The sequence below is a fragment of the Burkholderia dolosa genome (assembly GCF_902499135.1).
Lineage (GTDB): Bacteria > Pseudomonadota > Gammaproteobacteria > Burkholderiales > Burkholderiaceae > Burkholderia > Burkholderia dolosa.
In genome coordinates this window covers 1-20,211 of the sequence record NZ_CABVPR010000046.1, presented here as the reverse complement: position 1 = coordinate 20,211, position 20,211 = coordinate 1, and the positions used below count along the sequence as shown (strand labels likewise).

At 65.2% G+C, this 20,211-nt stretch carries 21 protein-coding genes and 1 tRNA gene; 7 read left to right on the top strand and 15 right to left on the bottom strand.

Annotated features, from left to right (window positions below; genetic code table 11):
* Window positions 1-18 precede the first annotated feature (18 nt).
* The 9 genes from BUB20358_RS19630 to BUB20358_RS19590 form a co-directional block, all read right to left on the bottom strand.
* A complete protein-coding gene (locus tag BUB20358_RS19630) occupies window positions 19-498 on the bottom strand; it encodes a NuoB/complex I 20 kDa subunit family protein (protein WP_006398799.1) in 480 nt (159 codons plus the stop codon).
* Between the two features lie 62 nt (window positions 499-560).
* Window positions 561-920, bottom strand: a complete 360-nt coding sequence (locus BUB20358_RS19625; RefSeq protein WP_006763835.1) for an NADH-quinone oxidoreductase subunit A — start codon at window positions 918-920, stop codon at window positions 561-563.
* A gap of 154 nt (window positions 921-1,074) precedes the next feature.
* Window positions 1,075-1,159 (bottom strand) — tRNA-Leu (locus tag BUB20358_RS19620).
* Window positions 1,160-1,270: 111 nt separating this feature from the next.
* Complete coding sequence (gene secG, locus BUB20358_RS19615) at window positions 1,271-1,648, bottom strand: preprotein translocase subunit SecG (RefSeq protein ID WP_035972043.1); 378 nt, start codon at window positions 1,646-1,648, stop codon at window positions 1,271-1,273.
* 72 nt (window positions 1,649-1,720) lie between these two features.
* Entirely contained in the window at window positions 1,721-2,476 is a 756-nt protein-coding gene (gene tpiA / locus BUB20358_RS19610) for a triose-phosphate isomerase (protein WP_006763834.1), read from the bottom strand.
* A gap of 128 nt (window positions 2,477-2,604) precedes the next feature.
* Window positions 2,605-3,624, bottom strand: coding sequence for an NAD(P)H-quinone oxidoreductase (locus BUB20358_RS19605; RefSeq protein WP_006763833.1), 1,020 nt, complete (start codon window positions 3,622-3,624; stop codon window positions 2,605-2,607).
* A 142-nt stretch (window positions 3,625-3,766) separates the two neighbouring features.
* Window positions 3,767-5,911, bottom strand: a complete 2,145-nt coding sequence (pnp, locus tag BUB20358_RS19600) for a polyribonucleotide nucleotidyltransferase (protein WP_035972042.1) — start codon at window positions 5,909-5,911, stop codon at window positions 3,767-3,769.
* Window positions 5,912-6,202: 291 nt separating this feature from the next.
* Window positions 6,203-6,472: a 30S ribosomal protein S15 gene (gene rpsO / locus BUB20358_RS19595; RefSeq protein ID WP_006763831.1), complete on the bottom strand. Its 270-nt coding sequence runs from the start codon at window positions 6,470-6,472 to the stop codon at window positions 6,203-6,205.
* 106 nt (window positions 6,473-6,578) lie between these two features.
* On the bottom strand, window positions 6,579-7,844 hold the full coding sequence (locus tag BUB20358_RS19590; RefSeq protein ID WP_006763830.1) for a branched-chain amino acid ABC transporter substrate-binding protein: 1,266 nt from the start codon (window positions 7,842-7,844) through the stop codon (window positions 6,579-6,581).
* A gap of 167 nt (window positions 7,845-8,011) precedes the next feature.
* Here BUB20358_RS19590 and BUB20358_RS19585 point away from each other — a divergent pair, with 167 nt between their 5' ends.
* From BUB20358_RS19585 to BUB20358_RS19575, 3 genes are all read left to right on the top strand, one after another.
* The gene (locus tag BUB20358_RS19585) at window positions 8,012-8,524 is read left to right on the top strand and encodes a hypothetical protein (protein ID WP_035972040.1); all 513 of its coding nucleotides are present in this window, start codon (window positions 8,012-8,014) and stop codon (window positions 8,522-8,524) included.
* 383 nt (window positions 8,525-8,907) lie between these two features.
* Window positions 8,908-9,558, top strand: coding sequence for a carbonic anhydrase (locus BUB20358_RS19580; RefSeq protein WP_006763828.1), 651 nt, complete (start codon window positions 8,908-8,910; stop codon window positions 9,556-9,558).
* A 39-nt stretch (window positions 9,559-9,597) separates the two neighbouring features.
* Window positions 9,598-11,148 (top strand): SulP family inorganic anion transporter, encoded by a 1,551-nt coding sequence (locus tag BUB20358_RS19575; RefSeq protein WP_006763827.1) that lies wholly within the window; start codon window positions 9,598-9,600, stop codon window positions 11,146-11,148.
* Window positions 11,149-11,211: 63 nt separating this feature from the next.
* Here the strand turns inward: BUB20358_RS19575 and BUB20358_RS19570 are convergent, their stop codons facing one another.
* From BUB20358_RS19570 to BUB20358_RS19545, 6 genes are all read right to left on the bottom strand, one after another.
* Window positions 11,212-12,756, bottom strand: coding sequence for a 2-isopropylmalate synthase (locus BUB20358_RS19570; RefSeq protein ID WP_006763826.1), 1,545 nt, complete (start codon window positions 12,754-12,756; stop codon window positions 11,212-11,214).
* A gap of 312 nt (window positions 12,757-13,068) precedes the next feature.
* Entirely contained in the window at window positions 13,069-13,941 is an 873-nt protein-coding gene (gene pssA, locus BUB20358_RS19565; protein WP_006763825.1) for a CDP-diacylglycerol--serine O-phosphatidyltransferase, read from the bottom strand.
* Between the two features lie 15 nt (window positions 13,942-13,956).
* Complete coding sequence (locus tag BUB20358_RS19560; protein ID WP_006763824.1) at window positions 13,957-14,601, bottom strand: phosphatidylserine decarboxylase; 645 nt, start codon at window positions 14,599-14,601, stop codon at window positions 13,957-13,959.
* A 127-nt stretch (window positions 14,602-14,728) separates the two neighbouring features.
* Window positions 14,729-15,745: a ketol-acid reductoisomerase gene (gene ilvC, locus BUB20358_RS19555; RefSeq protein WP_006415560.1), complete on the bottom strand. Its 1,017-nt coding sequence runs from the start codon at window positions 15,743-15,745 to the stop codon at window positions 14,729-14,731.
* A 94-nt stretch (window positions 15,746-15,839) separates the two neighbouring features.
* Window positions 15,840-16,331 (bottom strand): acetolactate synthase small subunit, encoded by a 492-nt coding sequence (ilvN, locus tag BUB20358_RS19550; RefSeq protein WP_006398781.1) that lies wholly within the window; start codon window positions 16,329-16,331, stop codon window positions 15,840-15,842.
* 114 nt (window positions 16,332-16,445) lie between these two features.
* Entirely contained in the window at window positions 16,446-18,209 is a 1,764-nt protein-coding gene (locus tag BUB20358_RS19545) for an acetolactate synthase 3 catalytic subunit (protein WP_006763823.1), read from the bottom strand.
* Here BUB20358_RS19545 and BUB20358_RS19540 point away from each other — a divergent pair.
* From BUB20358_RS19540 to BUB20358_RS19525, 4 genes are all read left to right on the top strand, one after another.
* Window positions 18,094-18,492 (top strand): hypothetical protein, encoded by a 399-nt coding sequence (locus BUB20358_RS19540; RefSeq protein ID WP_162487090.1) that lies wholly within the window; start codon window positions 18,094-18,096, stop codon window positions 18,490-18,492. The genes BUB20358_RS19545 and BUB20358_RS19540 overlap by 116 nt on opposite strands.
* Before the next feature lie 68 nt (window positions 18,493-18,560).
* Window positions 18,561-19,124 (top strand): RNA polymerase sigma factor, encoded by a 564-nt coding sequence (locus tag BUB20358_RS19535; protein ID WP_006763822.1) that lies wholly within the window; start codon window positions 18,561-18,563, stop codon window positions 19,122-19,124.
* Window positions 19,121-19,546, top strand: coding sequence for a DUF3619 family protein (locus BUB20358_RS19530; RefSeq protein ID WP_006763821.1), 426 nt, complete (start codon window positions 19,121-19,123; stop codon window positions 19,544-19,546). Before BUB20358_RS19535 ends, BUB20358_RS19530 begins: the two co-directional genes overlap by 4 nt.
* 26 nt (window positions 19,547-19,572) lie before the next feature.
* Window positions 19,573-20,211 (top strand): DUF3106 domain-containing protein (locus BUB20358_RS19525; protein WP_174905103.1); only part of this gene is annotated, 639 nt, incomplete at its 3' end.

Genomic DNA, 20,211 nt, shown 5'->3' with positions numbered 1-20,211 from the left:
GAGGGGACGCTCGGGGCTTTATTGACGGGCGATGGTGTTGGTCCGACGGATCTTCGCCTGAAGCTGGATCACGCCGTAGACCAGCGCCTCGGCCGTGGGCGGACAACCCGGCACGTAGACGTCGACCGGCACGATCCGGTCGCAGCCGCGCACCACCGAGTACGAGTAGTGGTAGTAGCCGCCGCCGTTCGCGCACGAGCCCATCGAGATCACCCAGCGCGGCTCGGCCATCTGGTCGTACACGCGGCGCAGTGCCGGCGCCATCTTGTTGCACAGCGTGCCGGCGACGATCATCACGTCCGACTGACGCGGACTCGGGCGGAACACGACGCCGAACCGGTCGAGATCGTAACGGGCCGCGCCCGCATGCATCATCTCGACGGCGCAACACGCGAGCCCGAACGTCATCGGCCACAAGGAGCCGGTACGCGTCCAGTTGATCAGCTTGTCAGCCGTCGTGGTGACAAACCCTTCCTTCAAGACCCCTTCGATACTCATTTGCTTTCCACTCCAGACGGACGACCGAGCTCGGCCGCCCATGCAAACCGGCGATTAATCCATCACTCCCAGTCGAGCCCGCCTTTCTTCCAGATATAGGCAAAGCCCAGCAGGAATTCGAGCAGAAAAATCATCATTGCGATGAAACCGGGCCAGCCGATGTCCCGGAGCGCGACGCCCCACGGAAACAGGAACGCGGTTTCGAGATCGAAGATGATGAACAGGATGGCGACGAGGTAGTACCGGACGTCGAACTTCATCCGGGCGTCTTCGAACGCCTCGAAGCCGCACTCGTACGGGGCGTTCTTGTCGACGTCCGGCTTGTTGGGACCCAGGAGCTTGCCGATGCCGACCAGCGCTATACCTAAACCAGTGCCCACGAGAAGGAACAACAAGACGGGGTAATAGGCTGCGAGGTTCAAGGCAATCCTCTATCGGTTGGTTCTGAGCGTCCGGAGAATACCACTATCCGGAGGAAGGGATCATTTCGGAGTCCAAGCGATCGCAAGACGATCGCAAGCGCACCCCACAAATGAAAAATGCCAGCCACTAGAAGCGGCTGGCATTGAGTAACTGTGGTGCCGACGGCGAGACTCGAACTCGCACAGCTTTCGCCACTACCCCCTCAAGATAGCGTGTCTACCAATTTCACCACGTCGGCACTGCATGCAACTCGGGTCGTACTGCTCGTTTCCCGCGAATCGCTTCAAGAATTAAATTCTAACCCGAGTTCCGGAATTGTTCAACGCACAACCGCAAAAATTTTAATCTTTTATTTCGGGACGTCCTGGCCCGGCGCGCTTGCCGCCGACGCCGCGGCAGCGGACGCGGCAACGGCCGGCGCCGACGCCGCGGGCGCCGACGACGGCGCGGTCGCGACCGCGCCGAGCACGCCTGCCGACGGCGTCGACTTGTACGAGCCGAGGTACGTCAATGCGAGCGTCGCGATGAAGAAAATCGCAGCCAGCACCGCCGTCGTGCGCGACAGGAAGTTCGCCGAGCCGGTCGCACCGAACAGGCTGCCCGACGCGCCGCTTCCGAACGCGGCGCCCATGTCGGCACCCTTGCCGTGCTGCAGCAGCACGAGACCGATCACACCCAACGCAGCCAGCACCTGCACGACAATAATCAGCGTTTTGAATAACAGCATCACATCCACCCGATTGGATCGGGCGACCGGAGCGACCGGCCGCCGTCATGGTTCAATTCGATCCCGGACCGCTCAGCGCGCGGCCCGGCAGATCGCCAGGAAATCTTCCGCCTTCAGCGATGCGCCGCCGATCAGGCCGCCATCGATATCAGGCTGTGCGAACAGCTCTTCCGCGTTGTCCGGCTTCACGCTGCCGCCGTACAGCACCGAAACGTCGGCCGCGCCCTTCGCCGCGAGACGCGCCCGCAGGAACGCATGCACGGCCTGCGCCTGCGCGGACGTCGCACTCTTGCCCGTGCCGATCGCCCACACGGGCTCATACGCGACGACGATCCGCGCAGCCTCGTCGGCCGTCAGCACGGCGAGTACCGCATCCAGTTGCGCACCGACCACCTGCTCGGTCGCACCGGACTCACGCTCGTCGAGCGTCTCGCCGACGCACACGACCGGCGTGAGGCCGGCCGCCAGCGCGCGCTGCGCCTTCGCGGCGACCGTTTCGTTGCGCTCGCCGTGATACGCGCGACGCTCGGAGTGCCCGACGATCGCATAGCGCGCACCGAATTCCGCCACCATCGCGGCCGCCACTTCGCCGGTGAACGCGCCCTGCTCGTGCGCCGACACGTCCTGCGCACCCCACGCAACACGACCGCCGCCGAGTTGCGCCTGAGCTTGCGCGAGATACGGGAACGGCACGCACACGCCGATCGACGTCTGCGCCGGCACCGTGCTCGCGCCGTGCACCACTTCATTCAGCAACGCCTGATTGCCGGCCAGCCGGCCATGCATCTTCCAGTTGCCGATCACCCGCTTTGTTCTCTGTTTCGACATCGTGTCTGTCTCGTCATCGACGTGCCGGAAACCGGCCGTCAGGTTTGATCTGGCGAAGCAAACCCGCGATTTTACTGCGCGCGGCTTGAACCGGTCAAACCGCGGATGTCAACCCCGCTGCAGCACGGTCACGCGTTCGCGCCCCAATCGAGCACGATCTTGCCGATGTGCTCGCTGCTTTCCATCAGCGCATGCGCCTGCGCGGCCTCCGCCGCCGGCAGCACCTGATAGATCACCGGCTTGATGCGGCCCTCGGCGATTAACGGCCACACGCGCGCGTTCAGCTGCGCGGCGATGCGCGCCTTGAATTCGATCGGGCGCGGGCGCAGCGTCGAGCCGGTCACGGTCAGCCGTCGACGCAGAATGTCGTTCAGATTGACCTCGGCTTTCGCGCCGCCAAGCAGCGCGATCAGCACGAGACGGCCGCCGTCCGCGAGCGCGGACAGCTCGCGCGGCACGTACGAGCCGGCGACCATGTCGAGGATCACGTCGACACCGCGATCCTGCGTCAGCGATTTGACGACTTCGACGAAATCCTCGGTCTTGTAGTTGATCGCGCGTTCCGCGCCGAGCGATTCGCACGCGCGGCACTTTTCCGCGGAGCCGGCCGTCGCGAATACGCGAAAGCCGAGCGCATGCGCGATCTGGATCGCCGTCACGCCGATGCCGCTCGAGCCGCCCTGCACGAGCAGCGTCTCGTGCTCGCCGCCTTCGCCCGCGCCGAGTTGCGCGCGGTCGAACACGTTGCTCCAGACCGTGAAGAACGTTTCGGGCAGCGACGCGGCCTCGATGTCGGTGAGCCCGTCGGGCACCGGGAGACACTGCGGCAGCGGAGCAACTGCATACTCGGCATAGCCGCCGCCCGCCAGCAGCGCACAGACGCGGTCGCCGAGCTTCAATCCGAACGGATTGAGCGCGGCGTCGGACAGGTCGCCGCCGACGATTTCGCCCGCGACTTCGAGCCCCGGCAGATCTGACGCGCCCGGCGGCGGCGCGTAGGCACCCTTGCGCTGGAACACGTCGGGCCGGTTCACGCCGGACGCCGTCACGCGGATCAGCACTTCGCCGCGCTGCGGATCGGGACGCGGGCGCTCGGCGAGCTTCAGCACGTCCGGGGCGCCGAACTCGGTGATTTCGATGGCTTTCATGGGATCGCTCCAGAATCGGAATCGGATGGCGCGCCCGCGCGCGGCACGGGCGTGTCGCCGGCGCTGCTGCGCCGCACAAGGATGCTACAGAAAAAACGGCCGGCGCGCTTTCGCACTGCCGGCCGTTCTGACGCCTGTCCGCTTACTGCTGCGGCGGCGTATCGGTCTGCGCCGCCGCTGCTTCGTTCAGCAGCGCCTTCGCCGACAGACGCACGCGACCCTTCTCGTCCGTCTGGATCACCTTGACCTTCACCTGCTGACCTTCCTTCAGGTAGTCGTTGATGTCCTTCACGCGTTCATTGACGATTTCCGAGATGTGCAGCAGGCCGTCCTTGCCCGGCAGCAGGTTCACGATCGCGCCGAAGTCGAGCAGCTTGAGCACCGTGCCTTCGTACACCTGGCCGACTTCGATCTCGGCCGTGATGTTCTCGATGCGCTTCTTCGCTTCCGCCATGCCTTCGCTGTTCGTGCTCGCGATCGTCACGACGCCGTCGTCGGAAATGTCGATCGTCGTGCCGGTTTCTTCCGTCAGCGCGCGAATCACCGAACCGCCCTTGCCGATCACGTCGCGGATCTTTTCCGGGTTGATCTTGATCGTGATCATGCGCGGCGCGAACTCCGACAGCTGCGTGTTCGCACCGGATACGGCTTCCGTCATCTTGCGAAGGATGTGCATGCGGCCTTCCTTCGCCTGCGCGAGCGCGACCTGCATGATTTCCTTCGTGATGCCCTGGATCTTGATGTCCATCTGCAGCGCGGTCACGCCCTGCTCGGTACCGGCCACCTTGAAGTCCATGTCGCCGAGGTGATCTTCGTCGCCGAGGATGTCGGTCAGCACCGCGAACTTGTTGCCTTCGAGGATCAGGCCCATCGCGATGCCGGCGACGTGCGCCTTCATCGGCACGCCGGCGTCCATCAGCGCGAGGCAGCCGCCGCACACCGACGCCATCGACGACGAGCCGTTCGATTCGGTGATTTCCGACACGACGCGGATCGAATAGCCGAATTCCTCGGCGCTCGGCAGGCACGCGACCAGCGCGCGCTTCGCGAGGCGGCCGTGACCGATTTCGCGGCGCTTCGGCGAACCGACGCGGCCCGTTTCGCCGGTCGCGAACGGCGGCATGTTGTAGTGAAGCATGAAGCGGTCGCGATACTCGCCTTCGAGCGCGTCGATGATCTGCTCGTCACCCTTCGTGCCGAGCGTCGCGACGACGAGCGCCTGCGTTTCGCCGCGCGTGAACAGCGCGGAGCCGTGCGTGCGCGGCAGCACGCCGGTGCGGATCTCGATCGGACGCACGGTGCGCGTGTCGCGGCCGTCGATGCGCGGCTCGCCGCTCAGGATCTGGCCGCGAACGATCTTCGCTTCGAGGTCGAACAGGATGTTGCCGACCGTCGCCTTGTCGGCCGCGACCGTGCCGGCCGCCAGCGCTTCCTCTTCCAGCTTCGCGGACGTCGCTGTGTACACTTCCTTCAGCTTCGTCGAACGCGCCTGCTTGTCGCGGATCTGGTAAGCGGCGAGCAGTTCCGGCTGCGCGAGTTCGGTCACGCGCGCGATCAGCGCCTCGTCCTTCGGCGCCGGCTGCCAGTCCCACTCGGGCTTGCCGCCGTCGCGCACGAGTTCGTGGATCGCGTCGATCGCCGTCTGCATCTGCTCATGGCCGAACACGACCGCGCCGAGCATCACGTCTTCGGGCAGCTGATCGGCTTCCGATTCGACCATCAGCACCGCACGCTCGGTGCCGGCGACGACGAGATCGAGGCGCGACGCCTTCAGCTGCTCGCGGGTCGGGTTCAGCACGTACTGGTCGTTCACGTATGCGACGCGCGCGGCACCGACCGGGCCGTTGAACGGCAGGCCCGACACGGCGAGTGCGGCCGATGCGCCGATCAGCGCAGGGATGTCCGCCGGGATTTCCGGATTCACGGACAGCACGTGGATCACGACTTGCACTTCGTTGTAGAACCCTTCCGGGAACAGCGGGCGCAGCGGACGGTCGATCAGGCGCGACGTCAGCGTCTCGTGCTCGGACGGACGGCCTTCGCGGCGGAAGAAACCGCCGGGAATCTTGCCGGCCGAATAGGTCTTTTCGATGTAGTCGACGGTCAGCGGGAAGAAGTCCTGACCGGGCTTCGCCGACTTCGCGCCGACGACGGTCGCCAGCACGACGGTGTCTTCGACGTCGACGATCACGGCGCCGCTTGCCTGGCGCGCGATTTCACCGGTTTCGAGGCGCACCTTGTGCTGGCCCCACTGGAATTCCTTCACGACCTTGTTGAACATGGACATGGTTGCTCCTTTGAATTCATGCATATCTTTCGCCGCACCGGCGATGCCGTGCGGCGGCGTCCCGACCGAATCACCCGGAGCAAGGTGTGTTTTTTATGCCATTCCAGCGCAGCGCTCGTCGAGCGGCGCGCTGGAATGACACAAATCCCGACCCCGGTATCAGCCGTTCCGGCAGTGCGGCACGAACGTACCGAACCGCCTGCGGTGCGCGTGACGCTACGCACCGCGCAAAAACAAAATGCCTGTATCAGCGGACTGACACAGGCATCTTGCTGGCGGCAATCGCCTCGATTACTTACGCAGACCCAGCTTCTCGATCAGCGCGCGGTAACGGTCGGCATCCTTGCCCTTGAGGTAGTCGAGCAGCTTGCGGCGGCGGCTCACCATGCGCAGCAGGCCGCGGCGGCTGTGGTGATCCTTCGCGTGGGTCTTGAAGTGACCCGTCAGTTCGACGATGCGTGCGGTCAGCAGCGCGACCTGCACTTCGGGCGAACCCGTGTCGTTGGCACCGCGTGCGAACTGAGCAACGACTTCCGACTTCTTGATATCTGCAACAGACATTTGATTTCCTTTCTAACTGAACAGGCGGACACGGAAGAATGGCCGTGCCGTGACTTACAACCGGCCGGCATTGTAGCACAACTCCGCGTCGTTCCTACCGACTCCGTCACGGGCGCGTCATCGAGCACGTGGACGGCATTTCGGTGCGCTGCGCAGGCAGCGCGAGCACCGTCCGGAAGCCGTAGCCGGAGCCCTCGTTGTCGAAGCGCACGCCGGGCGCGCCGGCCTTGTCCATTTCCATCACGTAAAGGGGCTGAATCAGTTGGTGGTCCTGCGCACGCATCTTCGATGCATGAAAACCGTCGTCGAACGACAGCCCTTCGAGCGCCCGGCCGACTGCGACCGGGTCGGCCGAGCCCGCCCGGTTCATCGCGGCCGCCAGCATCTCGATCATCAGGCTCATCCGGCGGACCGGATAGTCGTCCTGCGCGGCCGGAAAACGGGTTCGGAACGCACGGTAGAACGCGTCCGACTTTGCACCGCCCGCGTTCGGGTGCCAGTCGGCGACCGCGACGACACGGCCGACGCCCGCATCGCCGAGCGCAGCCGGCGCGCCGAGGCTATTGCCGTAGAACGTGTAGAACTTCGCGTTCAGCCCCTGCTCGCGCGCCGCTTTCACGAGCAGCGTCAGGTCGTTGCCCCAGTTGCCGGTCACGACGGCGTCCGCGCCGCTCGCCCGGATTTTCGCAACGTACGGCGAGAAATCCTTGATCCGGCCGATCGGATGGAATTCGTCGCCGACGATCGCCACGTCGGGCCGCCGCGCGCCCAGCGCCTGCCGCGCGAGCGCGCTGACGTCGTGACCGAAGCTGTAGTCCTGGTTCAGCAGATAGACCTTGTGCAGCGCGCGATCCCGGGCCATCACGTCCGCGAGCGCGGCCATCCGCATGCCGGCGTGCGCATCGAAACGGAAATGCCAGAAGCTGCAGCGCGCGCCGGTCAGCGCGGGATCGTCCGCCGAATAGTTCAGAAACAGCATCCGGCTGTCCGGATTGCGCGCGTTCAGCTTGTCGAGGGCCGCGACCAGCGCGGCCGCGACGGCCGAACTGTTGCCCTGCGCGACGAAACCGATGTGCCGGTCCGCCGCCGTGCGCAGTTGCACGAGCGCTTCTTCGGGGCTGCCCTTGCTGTCGAGCACGACCAGTTCGAGCGGATGCGCGCCGTCGCGCAGCTTCACGCCGCCGGCGGCGTTGACCTGCTCGATGCCGAACCAGAGATTGCGCTCGACGGCGGCACCGGCATTCGCGAACGGGCCCGACATCCCTTCGATCAGCGCGATCCGCACCGGCTCGCCCGCCGCGAATGCGGACGACGCGAGCATCCACGTCCCTGCCGCGCCCAGCGCGAGCGCGCATCGCTTCCACCACTGCATCGGTCACCTGCCAACGATCTGTCGAGAAGCGCGGATCATAGGCCGGCGGCGCGCGGGCCTGCAAGCGCCGCGCGCGACCGCCGATCCGGACCGATTTTTCGGCTGCCATGTCCGGCCGGGCACGCTCCGTGATACAACTCCGGTGTTCGTGTGTTGTGGAGAGTCTCATGCGTATTCGCATTCCCGCGCGCCTGCCGGTGCTGCTCGCCTGCGCGGCGGCGCTGCTGGCCGGTTGCGCGCAACCGTGGCAGCAATATCAGGCGGGCCAGGACTCGTCGGCAATCGTCGCGCGCATGGGGCCGCCGCGCGAGGTCTACGATCTGCCCGGCGGCGGCAAGCGGCTGATGTGGCCGACGCAGCCGATGGGAGAAATCACCATCGCCGCCGACGTTGACGCGAAGGACCGAATCGTCAGCGTGCGTCAGGTGCTGCAGCCGAGCGAGTTCTATCGTGCGGAGATCGGGAAGTGGACGAAGACCGACGTGCTCGTCAATTTCGGGCGTCCGGTGGAGACTGCGTACTTTCCGTTGATGAAGCGCGAGGTGTGGACCTACCGGTACCTCGAGGACAACGTCTGGTACATGATGTACAGCTTCTATTTCGATCCGCAGGGCATCCTGCGCACCACGCAGAAAACGCCGGATCCGCTGCACGATCCTGACCGCCGCAATCTGTTCTGAGCGGTCGCGTAATTTCCACGCAATTTCGCAATGGCCGGTCACGCATTATTGCGCGACCGGCCATTTCATTTTTTCTCGCTATTCAATTAATTCGCGCATTGAGTCGGAAGTCTTTTCCGATCCGCGGGTGCCGTGTCGCAATATGCGCGAAACCGACGTCCCGCGCGGCTCCGGGCGAAAAGAAGTCTCTGCAATGCATGTCATGCGTTCAATTGGTGCGCGCAATGCACCGTCTGAACGCAATTTGAAACAAAGTGTTTCATCTAAACAGAAAGCTAGGGCATACCCCTAATATCAGTCGAAATTGAACCTTTCAATTTAGAAAGCATCCTATTGCATCCCTTCGGCCGATATTGCTTTGCCCTTATGAAAGAGGAGTCCTTATGAACCGCCCCAAGAGCATGCTGGTTGCCAACATCGCCTGGGCCCGCGAGACGCGCGAACGCACGCCCGATTTCTTCGATGCACTCGCGCGTGGCCAGAACCCGCGCGTGTTGTGGATCGGCTGTTCCGACAGCCGCGTGCCCGCCGAAACCATCACGCATAGCGTCCCGGGCGAGCTGTTCGTCCATCGCAACATCGCGAACCTGTTTCAACCCGACGACGACAATTCCGCGAGCGTGCTCGAATATGCGGTGCGCGTGCTCAAGGTCGATCACGTGATCGTGTGCGGCCACTATGGGTGCGGCGGCGTGCGCGCGTCGCTGCTGCCGCCTCCATCGGATCTGCCGCACGTTGCACGCCGCATTGCGCCGCTCTGCGCGCTCGCGCGGCGCCATCGCGACACACTGGCCGGGCTCGACGACACGGCTGCCGCCGATCGCCTCGCGGAGCTGAACGTGCTCGAACAGGTGCGGCAGTTGCGCGCGTCGCCGATCGTGCGCGACCGCGAGCGGCCGCCGCTCGTCCACGGCTGGATCTTTTCGCTCGCCGACGGCCGGCTGAAGGAGCTCGACTCCGGCTACGCGCCATCGGCCGCCGACACCGAACCCGAACATGCGCCCGCAGTCGCCAGGCTCGCTGCCGTCGGCTGACGCGCACCCCATCCTTACGCCAACGCAATCGCCCCAACCATGAAACTGAACGAGCGCCTCTCCACCCTGCCGCGCGACATCGTCGCCGGCACCGTCGTGTTCCTCGTCGCGCTGCCGCTCTGTCTCGGCATCGCGAACGCGTCCGGCGTCGAACCGTTCGCCGGGCTCGTATCCGGCATCGTCGGCGGCATCGTCGTCGCGCTGCTGAGCGGCTCGTCGCTATCCGTCAGCGGGCCCGCCGCCGGTCTCGTCGTGATCGTCGTCGAAGGGATCGCGCAGCTCGGCAGCTTCTCCGCGTTCCTCGTCGCGGTCCTGCTGTCCGGCGTCCTGCAGTTCATCTTCGGCATGCTGCGCGCCGGCCGCTTCGCCGCGTACGTGCCGTCGCCCGTGATCAAAGGCATGCTCGCCGCGATCGGGTTGCTGCTGATCGTGAAACAGATTCCGTTCGCGCTCGGTATCGGCGGCGCGGCCTCGCAATCGTTTGCGTCGTGGCAAGACCAGCCGACCGCGTGGGCCGCAACCGCGATCGCACTCGCGTCGCTCGCGCTGCTGATCGCATGTGACACGCCGGCGCTGCGGCGCTTCGCATGGGTGCGCGCGGTGCCGGCGCCGCTCGCCGTCGTCGTACTCGGGATCGGCGCGACGCTCGTGCTCCGCGCGATCGTGCCGTCGGCCGCGCCCGGTGCTGCCCATCTGGTGATGCTGCCCGACCTCGGATCGCTGGGAGCCTTCACCGAGTCGCTGACGTTTGCGGACCCCGGCCCGAACTTCGCGCAGCTCGTCAATCCGGACGTATGGCGCGTCGCGATCACGCTCGCCGTCGTCGCGAGCCTCGAAACGTTGCTGAGTCTCGAAGCGGTCGAGCAGATCGATCCGAAGCGCCGACCGACGCAGCCCGACCGCGAACTGAAGGCGCAAGGCGTCGGCAACTTCGTCGCGGGCGCGATCGGCGGCCTGCCGATCACGTCGGTGATCGTGCGCAGTTCGGCGAACGTGAATGCAGGCGCGCAAAGCCGGATGTCGGCGATCGTGCACGGGATCCTGCTGCTCGCGAGCGTGTTTGCGCTCACCGGCCTGATCAACCTGATTCCGCTCGCGAGCCTCGCTGCGATCCTGATCCACACGGGTGTCAAACTCGCGAAGCCGGCGCTGTTCCGTTCGGTGATGAAGCAAGGCCCGGCCGCGTTCGTGCCGTTCGCCGCGACGATCGCCGGCGTGCTCGCCGTCGACCTGCTGTTCGGGATCGCGCTCGGCCTCGCGTGCAGCGTGCTCGCGGTCGCCGCAGCCAACCTGAAGAGCCCCGTCACGCTCGCGCAGCACGACGATCACTTCCTGCTGTCGTTCCGCAAGGATGTGTCGTTCCTCGGCAAGGTACAGGTCAAGCATCACCTGCGCCACATTCCGGATCGTGCGGCCGTGATCATCGATGCGACGCGCGCCGACTACATCGATCACGACGTGCTCGAACTGCTGGACGCATTCATTGCCGATGCGCCGCAGCGCGGCATCTCGGTCGAGTTCCGGCGACGCAGCCCGACATCGCGCCCGGCTGCGCGCCGCTGGCTGTTCCGCATGCCGGCCGCGGAATGAGCGAAGCGTAAAAAAGCCCCGTGCGGCACGCGGCCGCACGGGGCGTTTCGACGATGCGCCGGCTTACGCGCGCTGCGGATTGAGCTTGTCGTCCTTCGAATGCAGCTTGTTCAGCGCGGAGATATACGCCTTCGCCGAAGCCGCGACGATGTCAGGATCGGTGCCGACGCCGTTGACGATCCGACCGCTCTTCGACAAGCGAACGGTGACTTCGCCCTGCGCCTGCGTGCCCGTCGTGATCGCGTTCACCGAATACAGCAGCAGCTCCGAACCGCTGCCGACTTCGCTCTCGATCGCGTTCAGCGTCGCGTCGACCGGACCGTTGCCGCGCGCTTCGCCGACGACTTCCTCGCCCTCGACCGAGAACACGACCTTCGCGTGCGGCTGTTCGCCGGTTTCCGAATGCTGCGACAGCGACACGAACTTGAAGTGTTCCTGCTCCTGCGCGAGCGCCGACTCCTCGGACACGATCGCGATGATGTCCTCGTCGAAGATCTCCGCCTTGCGATCGGCGAGATCCTTGAAGCGCATGAAGGCGGCGTTCAGCTCGGCTTCGCTGTCGAGCGACACGCCGAGCTCTTGCAGGCGCTGCTTGAACGCGTTGCGGCCCGACAGCTTGCCGAGCACGATCTTGTTCGCGGTCCAGCCCACGTCTTCCGCGCGCATGATCTCGTACGTGTCGCGCGCCTTCAGCACGCCGTCCTGGTGAATGCCGGATGCATGCGCAAACGCGTTCGCGCCGACCACCGCCTTGTTCGGCTGCACGACGAAACCGGTGATCTGCGACACGAGCTTCGACGTCGGCACGATCTGCGTCGTATCGATGCCGACGTCGAGGCCGAAATAGTCCTTGCGCGTCTTCACGGCCATCACGATTTCTTCGAGCGACGTGTTGCCTGCGCGCTCGCCGAGACCGTTGATCGTACATTCGACCTGACGCGCGCCACCGATCTTCACGCCGGCCAGCGAGTTCGCCACCGCCATCCCGAGGTCGTTGTGGCAGTGCACGGAGAAGATCGCCTTGTCGGAGTTCGGAATGCGCTCGCGCAGCGTCTTCACGAGATTGCCGTACAGTTCCGGCACGCCGTAGCCGACCGTGTCCGCGATGTTGATCGTCGTCGCGCCTTCGGCGATCACGGCTTCGAGCACGCGGCACAGGAAATCCATGTCGGAGCGGCTGCCGTCTTCGGGCGAGAACTCGACGTTGTCCGTGAACTTGCGCGCGAAACGCACCGCGAGGCGCGCCTGCTCGAACACCTGATCGGGCGTCATCCGCAGCTTCTTCTCCATGTGCAGCGGCGACGTCGCGATGAACGTGTGGATCCGGAAGCTCTCGGCCGGCTTCAGCGCGTCGGCCGCGCGCTGGATGTCCTTGTCGTTGGCGCGCGCGAGCGAACAGATCGTGCTGTCCTTCACGAGACCGGCGATCGTGTGGATCGCGTCGAAGTCGCCGTTCGAGCTGGCCGCGAAACCCGCCTCGATCACATCGACCTTCATCCGCTCAAGATGCTTCGCGATGCGGATTTTCTCTTCCTTCGTCATCGACGCGCCGGGCGATTGCTCGCCGTCACGCAACGTCGTATCGAAAATGATCAGCTTGTCGGTCATGGGGGGCTCCAGGGCTCTTTATACGGAAGTCAAACGTAACGAGATCGCGCCACCGCTGGCGACGCTCAACAACAGACGAAGCTTGACGGAGGGCGAGAACGGTCAGCGCGGCAGGCGCGCCGAAGCTAGCGCGCGTAGCGGCGCACCGGCTAGAAGGAGGGAGAGGCGGGAAAATGCAGTCATGCCGACGACTATAGCGGCATTCCGGCGCACGCGCAATCGGACGGCACCCCGGTTTCCGCGCCGCACGATGCAAAAAGGGACGAATAAAAACGGCGGCCCGCGGCCGCCGTTTCCGGGAAGCGCAACGGGTCAGTGCTCGCGCTGCGACGAGCGCGCCGGATTCGCGCGCCCGCGCACGGCCATGTACGCCCAGAACACGTAGCCGGACAGCCCGTACAGCACGAACAGGCAGAACAGCATCAGCGGCGGGTCGGACGACACCAGCACGAACGCGACGACGACCAGCAGGATCGCCGCGAACGGCACGCGGTGCCGCACGTCGAGCGCCTTGCCGCTGTAGAACGGCGCATTCGACACCATCGTCACGCCTGCGTAGATCGTCAGCGCAAACGCGACCCACGGCAGCCAGCCGAGCTTCATCGGCACGCGGTTGTCGGTCGCGAGCCACACGAAGCCGGCGATCAGCGCAGCGGCGGCCGGGCTCGGCAGCCCCTGGAAGAAGCGCTTGTCGACCACGCCGATGTTCGTATTGAAACGCGCGAGGCGCAGCGCGGCGCCCGAACAATAGACGAACGCGGCGAGCCAGCCCCAGCGGCCGAGATCCTTCAGCACCCACTCGTACATCACGAGCGCGGGCGCGACGCCGAACGACACCATGTCGGACAAGCTGTCGAACTGTTCGCCGAACGCGCTCTGCGTGTGCGTCATGCGCGCGACGCGTCCGTCCATCCCGTCGAGCACCATCGCGACGAAGATCGCGATCGCGGCGATCTCGAAGCGCACGTTCATCGCCTGCACGACCGCGAAGAAACCGCAGAACAGCGCGGCGGTCGTGAACGCGTTCGGCAGCAGATAGATGCCGCGCGTCTTCAGAAAGCGCTGACGCGCAGCGCGGCGGCTTTCGATCGGGCCCGGCTCGGGCGCGATCACCTTGCTGCGGCGAAACGGACGCGGCGGCTGGTTGGAGCCGCTGCGCGGCCGGCGCGGTTTGAATGCGGCCATCGTGCGCCTCGCCGTTTACTGTTCGAGCTCGGCAAGGATCGTCGACGACGCGAACACCTTCTCGCCGATCGACACCTTCGCGCGGCTGCCGAGCGGCAGATACACGTCGACGCGCGAACCGAAGCGGATGAACCCGTAGCGCTGGCCGCGCGACAGCGGTTCGCCGGCCCGCACGTAGCAGAGGATCCGGCGTGCGATCAGGCCGGCGATCTGCACGGCGGTGACCGTCTTGCCGCTCGCCGTCTGGATCACGACCGCATTGCGCTCGTTGTCGGTCGACGCCTTGTCGACCGCCGCGTTCAGGAACGCGCCGGGGAAATACTCGACCTTCGTGACGGCGCCGTCGACCGGCGAACGCTGCGAATGGACGTTGAATACGTTCATGAACACGCTGATCTTCAGCGCTTCGCGATTCGCGTACGGATCGTGCGCGGTTTCGACCGCGACGATGCGGCCGTCGGCCGGGCACAGCACCGCATTCGGCTGCGCCGGGATCGGGCGCTGCGGGTCGCGGAAGAACTGCACGACGAAGACGACCAGCAGCCAGAACGGCCACGCGAAGCCGAAGCCCCCGACGGCATGGATCAACAGCGCGATGACGGCTGCAATCGCGATGAACGGCCAGCCTTCGCGCGCGATGATCGGATGAGGATAGTTCATGGATTCGTTCTGTGTTCGGTGAATTGCAAAGCCCGTAGGATAGCAAAAGCCGCCCGGGGCACTGCTGCCTTCGGGCGGCTTTTTGATGCCGACCCTTCATCCGAAGGGCCGGAACGGCGCACGGCGCTTAGTTCTTCGTCTGGTCGACGAGCTTGTTCTTCGCGATCCACGGCATCATCGCGCGCAGCTTCGCGCCGACCTGCTCGATCTGGTGCTCGGCCGTCAGGCGGCGACGCGACTGCAGCGTCGGTGCGCCCGCCTTGTTTTCCAGAATGAAGCTCTTCGCGTATTCGCCCGTCTGGATGTCGGTCAGGCACTGCTTCATCGCCTTCTTCGTCTCTTCAGTGACGACGCGCGGGCCGGTCACGTACTCGCCGTACTCGGCGTTGTTCGAGATCGAGTAGTTCATGTTCGCGATGCCGCCTTCGTAGATCAGGTCGACGATCAGCTTCAGTTCGTGCAGGCATTCGAAGTACGCCATTTCCGGCGCGTAGCCCGCTTCGACCAGCGTCTCGAAGCCGGCCTTGATCAGCTCGACCGTACCGCCGCACAGCACGGCCTGCTCGCCGAACAGGTCGGTTTCGGTTTCTTCACGGAAGTTCGTCTCGATGATGCCCGCACGGCCGCCGCCGTTCGCCGCCGCGTACGACAGCGCGATGTCGCGCGCCGCGCCCGACTTGTTCTGCGCAACCGCGATCAGGTGCGGCACGCCGCCGCCCTGCGAGTACGTGCCGCGCACGGTGTGGCCCGGCGCCTTCGGCGCGATCATGATCACGTCGAGGTCCGCACGCGGGATCACCTGGCCGTAGTGGACGTTGAAGCCGTGCGCGAACGCGAGCGCCGCGCCCTGCTTGATGTTCGCGTGCACTTCCTTCGCGTAGACGTCGGCGATCTGCTCGTCGGGCAGCAGCATCATCACGACGTCCGCGCCCTTCACCGCTTCCGCGACTTCCTTCACTGCGAGGCCGGCGTTCTCGGCCTTGCTCCACGACGCGCCGCCCTTGCGCAGACCGACCGTCACGTTCACGCCGCTGTCCTTCAGGTTCAACGCGTGTGCGTGGCCTTGCGAGCCGTAGCCGATGATCGTGACTTGCTTGCCCTTGATCAGGGAGAGGTCGGCGTCTTTGTCGTAGAAAACGTTCATGATGGTTCCTTCGCTAATTCAAAAATTCAACAATTCGTTCGGAGGGTACTGCGGGCCGGGACATGACGGCGCACCCGGCGTGCCTTTTTCGGCATCACACCTTCAGGATGCGCTCGCCGCGTCCGATGCCCGAGCTGCCGGTGCGCACGGTCTCGAGGATCGCGCCCGCGTCCAGCCCCTGGATGAATGCGTCGAGCTTGTCGCTCGCGCCCGTCAATTCGATCGTGTAGGTCTTTTCGGTCACGTCGATGATGCGGCCGCGGAAAATATCCGACATCCGCTTCATTTCTTCGCGCTCCTTGCCCACTGCACGGACCTTGATCAGCATCAGCTCGCGTTCGATGTGTGCACCGTCGGTCAGGTCCACCACTTTCACCACCTCGATCAGGCGGTTCAGATGCTTCGTGATCTGTTCGATCACGTCGTCGGAGCCGATGGAAACGATGGTGAGCCGCGACAGCGATTGGTCTTCGGTCGGCGCCACCGTCAAGGTTTCGATGTTGTAGCCGCGTGCGGAAAACAGACCGACCACGCGCGACAGCGCGCCCGGTTCGTTTTCCAGCAGGACGGAAATGATGTGTCTCATGTTCGCTTCTTCCAGAATGTGTCCGTGTCGATTCACTCGCGCCGCGCGCCCGCCGCGTGGCCAGCCCCGCCCTTCGTGAAGGCGGCCGCCTCGCGCGGTGCGCGCGTCGCGCCGTTACAGATCTTCCGATCCGAGCAGCATCTCGGTGATGCCCTTGCCGGCCTGTACCATCGGCCAGACGTTTTCGGTCGGATCGGTCTGGAAGTCGAGAAACACGGTGCGGTCCTTCAGGCGCAGCGCTTCCTTCAGCGCCGGCTCCACATCCGAAGTCTTTTCGATCCGCATCCCGACGTGGCCGTACGCTTCGGCGAGCTTCACGAAATCGGGCAGCGCATCCATGTACGAATGCGAATAGCGCTTGCTGTATTCGATCTGCTGCCACTGGCGGACCATGCCGAGGTAGCGGTTGTTCAGCGAAATGATCTTGACCGGCGTGTCGTACTGCAGGCACGTCGACAGTTCCTGGATGCACATCTGGATCGAGCCTTCGCCCGTGATGCACAGCACGTCGTCGTCCGGGTGCGCCATCTTGACGCCCATCGCGGCCGGCAGGCCGAAGCCCATCGTGCCGAGTCCGCCGGAATTGATCCAGCGGCGCGGCTTGTTGAAGCGGTAGAACTGCGCGGCCCACATCTGATGCTGGCCGACGTCCGAACACACGAACGCGTTGCCGTCGGTCAGCTCCCACGCCTTCTCGACCACGTATTGCGGCTTGATGATCTCGCTGTCGCGGTCGTACTTCAGGCAATCCTTCGCGCGCCAGCTCTCGATGTCCTTCCACCACTGCGCGAGCGCTTCGGTATCGGGGCCGTGCTCGGCCGTCTGCAGCTGTTCGATCAGTTCCTTCAGCACTTCCTTCACGTCGCCGACGATCGGGATGTCGACCTTCACGCGCTTCGAGATCGACGACGGGTCGATGTCGATGTGGATGATCTTGCGCGGACGCGACGCGAAGTGCGCCGGATCGCCGATCACGCGGTCGTCGAAGCGCGCACCGATCGCGATCAGCACGTCGCAGTGCTGCATCGCCATGTTCGCTTCGTAGGTGCCGTGCATGCCGAGCATGCCGAGGAATTTCTTGTCCGACGCGCGATAGCCGCCGAGGCCCATCAGCGTGTTCGTGACCGGGTAGCCGAGCAGATCCGCGAACTGGTTCAGCTCGCGCGACGCGTCGGCGAGAATGATCCCGCCGCCCGTGTAGATGTACGGCCGCTTCGCCGACAGCAGCAGCGACACCGCCTTGCGGATCTGGCCCGAGTGGCCCTTCGTGACCGGGTTGTACGAGCGCAGCGACACGCTCTTGACCGGCTCGTACTGGCACGGCGTCTTCGACACGTCCTTCGGGATGTCGATCAGCACCGGGCCGGGACGGCCGGTGCGCGCGATGTAGAACGCCTTCTTGACGGTCTCCGCGAGTTCGCGCACATCCTTCACGAGGAAGTTGTGCTTCACGCACGGACGCGTGATGCCGACCGTGTCGCATTCCTGGAACGCGTCCTGGCCGATCGCGGCGGTGGGCACCTGGCCGCTGATCACGACCATCGGGATCGAATCCATGTATGCGGTCGCGATGCCGGTCACCGCGTTCGTGACGCCGGGGCCCGACGTCACGAGGCACACGCCGACCTTGCCGGTGGAACGCGCATACGCGTCGGCCGCGTGCACGGCCGCCTGTTCGTGGCGCACCAGCACGTGCTGAATCTTGTCCTGCTTGTAAAGCTCGTCGTAAATGTAGAGAACCGAGCCGCCGGGATAGCCCCAGATGAATTCGACGTTCTCGTCGGCCAGTGCCTTCATGAGCACGGTGGCGCCGATGGAGTCGCTATCGGGAGGGGAAAGGGGTTCCGACGTGGAGAATTCCGCGCTGGGCATGTTCATTTTGACCTTTCGAATTTTCGGCAAAAAATTGATCGGGTGCTCTCTGCCGGGCTTGTGGCTCGGGTTCAAGCGGCGCGTCCAGTTGAAGGGCGGGCTTCTTGGGCCAGCCTCAAATGAGACCATCACTTCATGTTGCGAACCGCCGACGATAGCGGGTCGTGACTGGGCCGTCAAGCAAAATATCCCGCAGCGCATCATGGGCGCCGTGAAGCGCCGTGCGCACACGGCCCGCATGCCGCGCGCGGCCCCCGTCCCGATCCCAACCCGCGCGAAAATTTGTTAGCATCCGCGGGTTTTACGAAATTTTTCGACCTTTCACACGCCGCAGTCCGCAGCGCATACCTTTACGGAATGGCATCAGACAAGGAACTCGCCGACTTTCTGGCGGGCGTCGAAAGGCGCGCGTTCAAGCAGGCTGCGTACGCGGTACGGGACGACGATGCGTCCCTCGACATCGTGCAGGACGCGATGATCAAGCTGGCGGAGAAATACGGCGACAGGCCGGCGGCCGAGCTGCCGCTGCTTTTTCAGCGGATCCTGCAGAACGCGATCCACGACTGGTTCCGGCGGCAGAAGGTCCGCAATACGTGGGTCACGCTGTTCTCGTCGCTGAACAGCACGGACGACGACGATTTCGATCCGCTCGAAACGCTCGAATCGTCGGACGACAACGCGGGCGTCGAGAGCAGCGAGCATCGCCTCGAACGCGAGCAGGTGCTCGCGCTGATCGACGAGGAAATCCAGAAACTCCCGGCGCGTCAACGGGAAGCGTTCCTGATGCGTTACTGGGAAGATATGGATGTCGCCGAGACTGCCGCCGCGATGGGCTGCTCCGAAGGCAGCGTCAAGACGCACTGCTCGCGAGCCACCCACACCCTGGCGCAAGCGCTCAAGGCCAAAGGAATCACGCTATGAGCTCCGCTCCCGCAAACCGAGAACTCGAATTCGCGCTGAAGGTACGCCGCGCGCTCGACGAACGTGCCGCCGCGCTGCCTGCCGCGACCACCGATCGTCTGGCCGCCGCGCGCCGGGCCGCGCTCGCGCGCAAGAAGCCCGAGGCCGCGAGCGCGCCGGTGTTCGTGCCCGCCCTCGCGGGCGCGGCCGGCGCGTACGGGCCGGCCCACACGAGCCGTCCGAAGGCGTCGTTCGCGCGCCGCGTGCTGCGCGCATGGCCGCTCGCGCTGCTGCTCGTCGGGCTCGTCGGCATCGCTTACTGGGAAGACATGCAGCGCACCGCCGAACTCGCCGACATCGACGCGGCAATGCTCAGCGACGACCTGCCGCTCAACGCGTATCTCGATCACGGGTTCAACGCGTATCTTTCGCACGCTCGCTAACCGACAAGAACGAGGGGATCGCACGGGTGAGTCAGAAGCGCGGCCTGGCCGTATTTTTCGGATGCGTGATCGCGATCGCCGTTTCGTACGTCGCCACGTATCCGCGATTCCACCCGCTCCCCGCGACGCCGCCCGCCGCGGCGCCCAGCGCGCCCGCGCCATCGTCGGCGGCAATCGGGCTTACCGCCGATCTCGCGCCGCTTCCGCTGCCGTTGCCGGCCGCCAGCGGGCCGCTGTCGTGGGCGCGGCTCACGCCGGCCCAGCACGCGGCGCTCGCGCCGTTCGCCGATCAGTGGGACAGCTTCAGCGACGCTCGCAAGCGCAAATGGCTGAAGATCGCGTCGCGTTTCGCGAAGTTGACGCCCGACGCGCAAAAGCGCCTGCACGAGCGCATGTCCGAATGGGTCCGGATGACGCCTGAGCAGCGCCGCGTCGCGCGCGAAAACTACCAGAGCGCGAAGGAACTGTCCGCGCAGGCGCGCGAGCGCGCGTGGAAGGCGTACCAGCAATTGCCCGAAGAACAGAAGGAGCGGCTCGCCGCGGCCGAGCGCCGCCGCCGGCCGAGCGTCGTCAGCGCACCGCCGACTGCCGCCGACCGCGACGTGCGCCGCCTCGTCAACGCGCACGAGCATCCGGCGAGCGGCACGGCCGCGCTGCCCGCGCCC

Excerpts from the sequence above, each read along its gene's own strand:
- BUB20358_RS19535 (WP_006763822.1), top strand. The coding sequence starts at position 18,561 with ATGGCATCAGACAAGGAACTCGCCGACTTTCTGGCGGGCGTCGAAAGG.
- BUB20358_RS19545 (WP_006763823.1), bottom strand. The coding sequence starts at position 18,209 with ATGAACATGCCCAGCGCGGAATTCTCCACGTCGGAACCCCTTTCCCCT.
- secG (WP_035972043.1), bottom strand. The coding sequence starts at position 1,648 with ATGCTGTTATTCAAAACGCTGATTATTGTCGTGCAGGTGCTGGCTGCG.
- BUB20358_RS19585 (WP_035972040.1), top strand. The coding sequence starts at position 8,012 with ATGCGTATTCGCATTCCCGCGCGCCTGCCGGTGCTGCTCGCCTGCGCG.
- tpiA (WP_006763834.1), bottom strand. The coding sequence starts at position 2,476 with ATGTCGAAACAGAGAACAAAGCGGGTGATCGGCAACTGGAAGATGCAT.
- ilvC (WP_006415560.1), bottom strand. The coding sequence starts at position 15,745 with ATGAACGTTTTCTACGACAAAGACGCCGACCTCTCCCTGATCAAGGGC.
- BUB20358_RS19560 (WP_006763824.1), bottom strand. The coding sequence starts at position 14,601 with ATGAACTATCCTCATCCGATCATCGCGCGCGAAGGCTGGCCGTTCATC.
- BUB20358_RS19575 (WP_006763827.1), top strand. The coding sequence starts at position 9,598 with ATGAAACTGAACGAGCGCCTCTCCACCCTGCCGCGCGACATCGTCGCC.
- BUB20358_RS19540 (WP_162487090.1), top strand. The coding sequence starts at position 18,094 with ATGAATTCGACGTTCTCGTCGGCCAGTGCCTTCATGAGCACGGTGGCG.
- BUB20358_RS19630 (WP_006398799.1), bottom strand. The coding sequence starts at position 498 with ATGAGTATCGAAGGGGTCTTGAAGGAAGGGTTTGTCACCACGACGGCT.
- BUB20358_RS19605 (WP_006763833.1), bottom strand. The coding sequence starts at position 3,624 with ATGAAAGCCATCGAAATCACCGAGTTCGGCGCCCCGGACGTGCTGAAG.
- pssA (WP_006763825.1), bottom strand. The coding sequence starts at position 13,941 with ATGGCCGCATTCAAACCGCGCCGGCCGCGCAGCGGCTCCAACCAGCCG.
- ilvN (WP_006398781.1), bottom strand. The coding sequence starts at position 16,331 with ATGAGACACATCATTTCCGTCCTGCTGGAAAACGAACCGGGCGCGCTG.
- rpsO (WP_006763831.1), bottom strand. The coding sequence starts at position 6,472 with ATGTCTGTTGCAGATATCAAGAAGTCGGAAGTCGTTGCTCAGTTCGCA.
- BUB20358_RS19590 (WP_006763830.1), bottom strand. The coding sequence starts at position 7,844 with ATGCAGTGGTGGAAGCGATGCGCGCTCGCGCTGGGCGCGGCAGGGACG.
- pnp (WP_035972042.1), bottom strand. The coding sequence starts at position 5,911 with ATGTCCATGTTCAACAAGGTCGTGAAGGAATTCCAGTGGGGCCAGCAC.
- BUB20358_RS19580 (WP_006763828.1), top strand. The coding sequence starts at position 8,908 with ATGAACCGCCCCAAGAGCATGCTGGTTGCCAACATCGCCTGGGCCCGC.
- BUB20358_RS19570 (WP_006763826.1), bottom strand. The coding sequence starts at position 12,756 with ATGACCGACAAGCTGATCATTTTCGATACGACGTTGCGTGACGGCGAG.
- BUB20358_RS19530 (WP_006763821.1), top strand. The coding sequence starts at position 19,121 with ATGAGCTCCGCTCCCGCAAACCGAGAACTCGAATTCGCGCTGAAGGTA.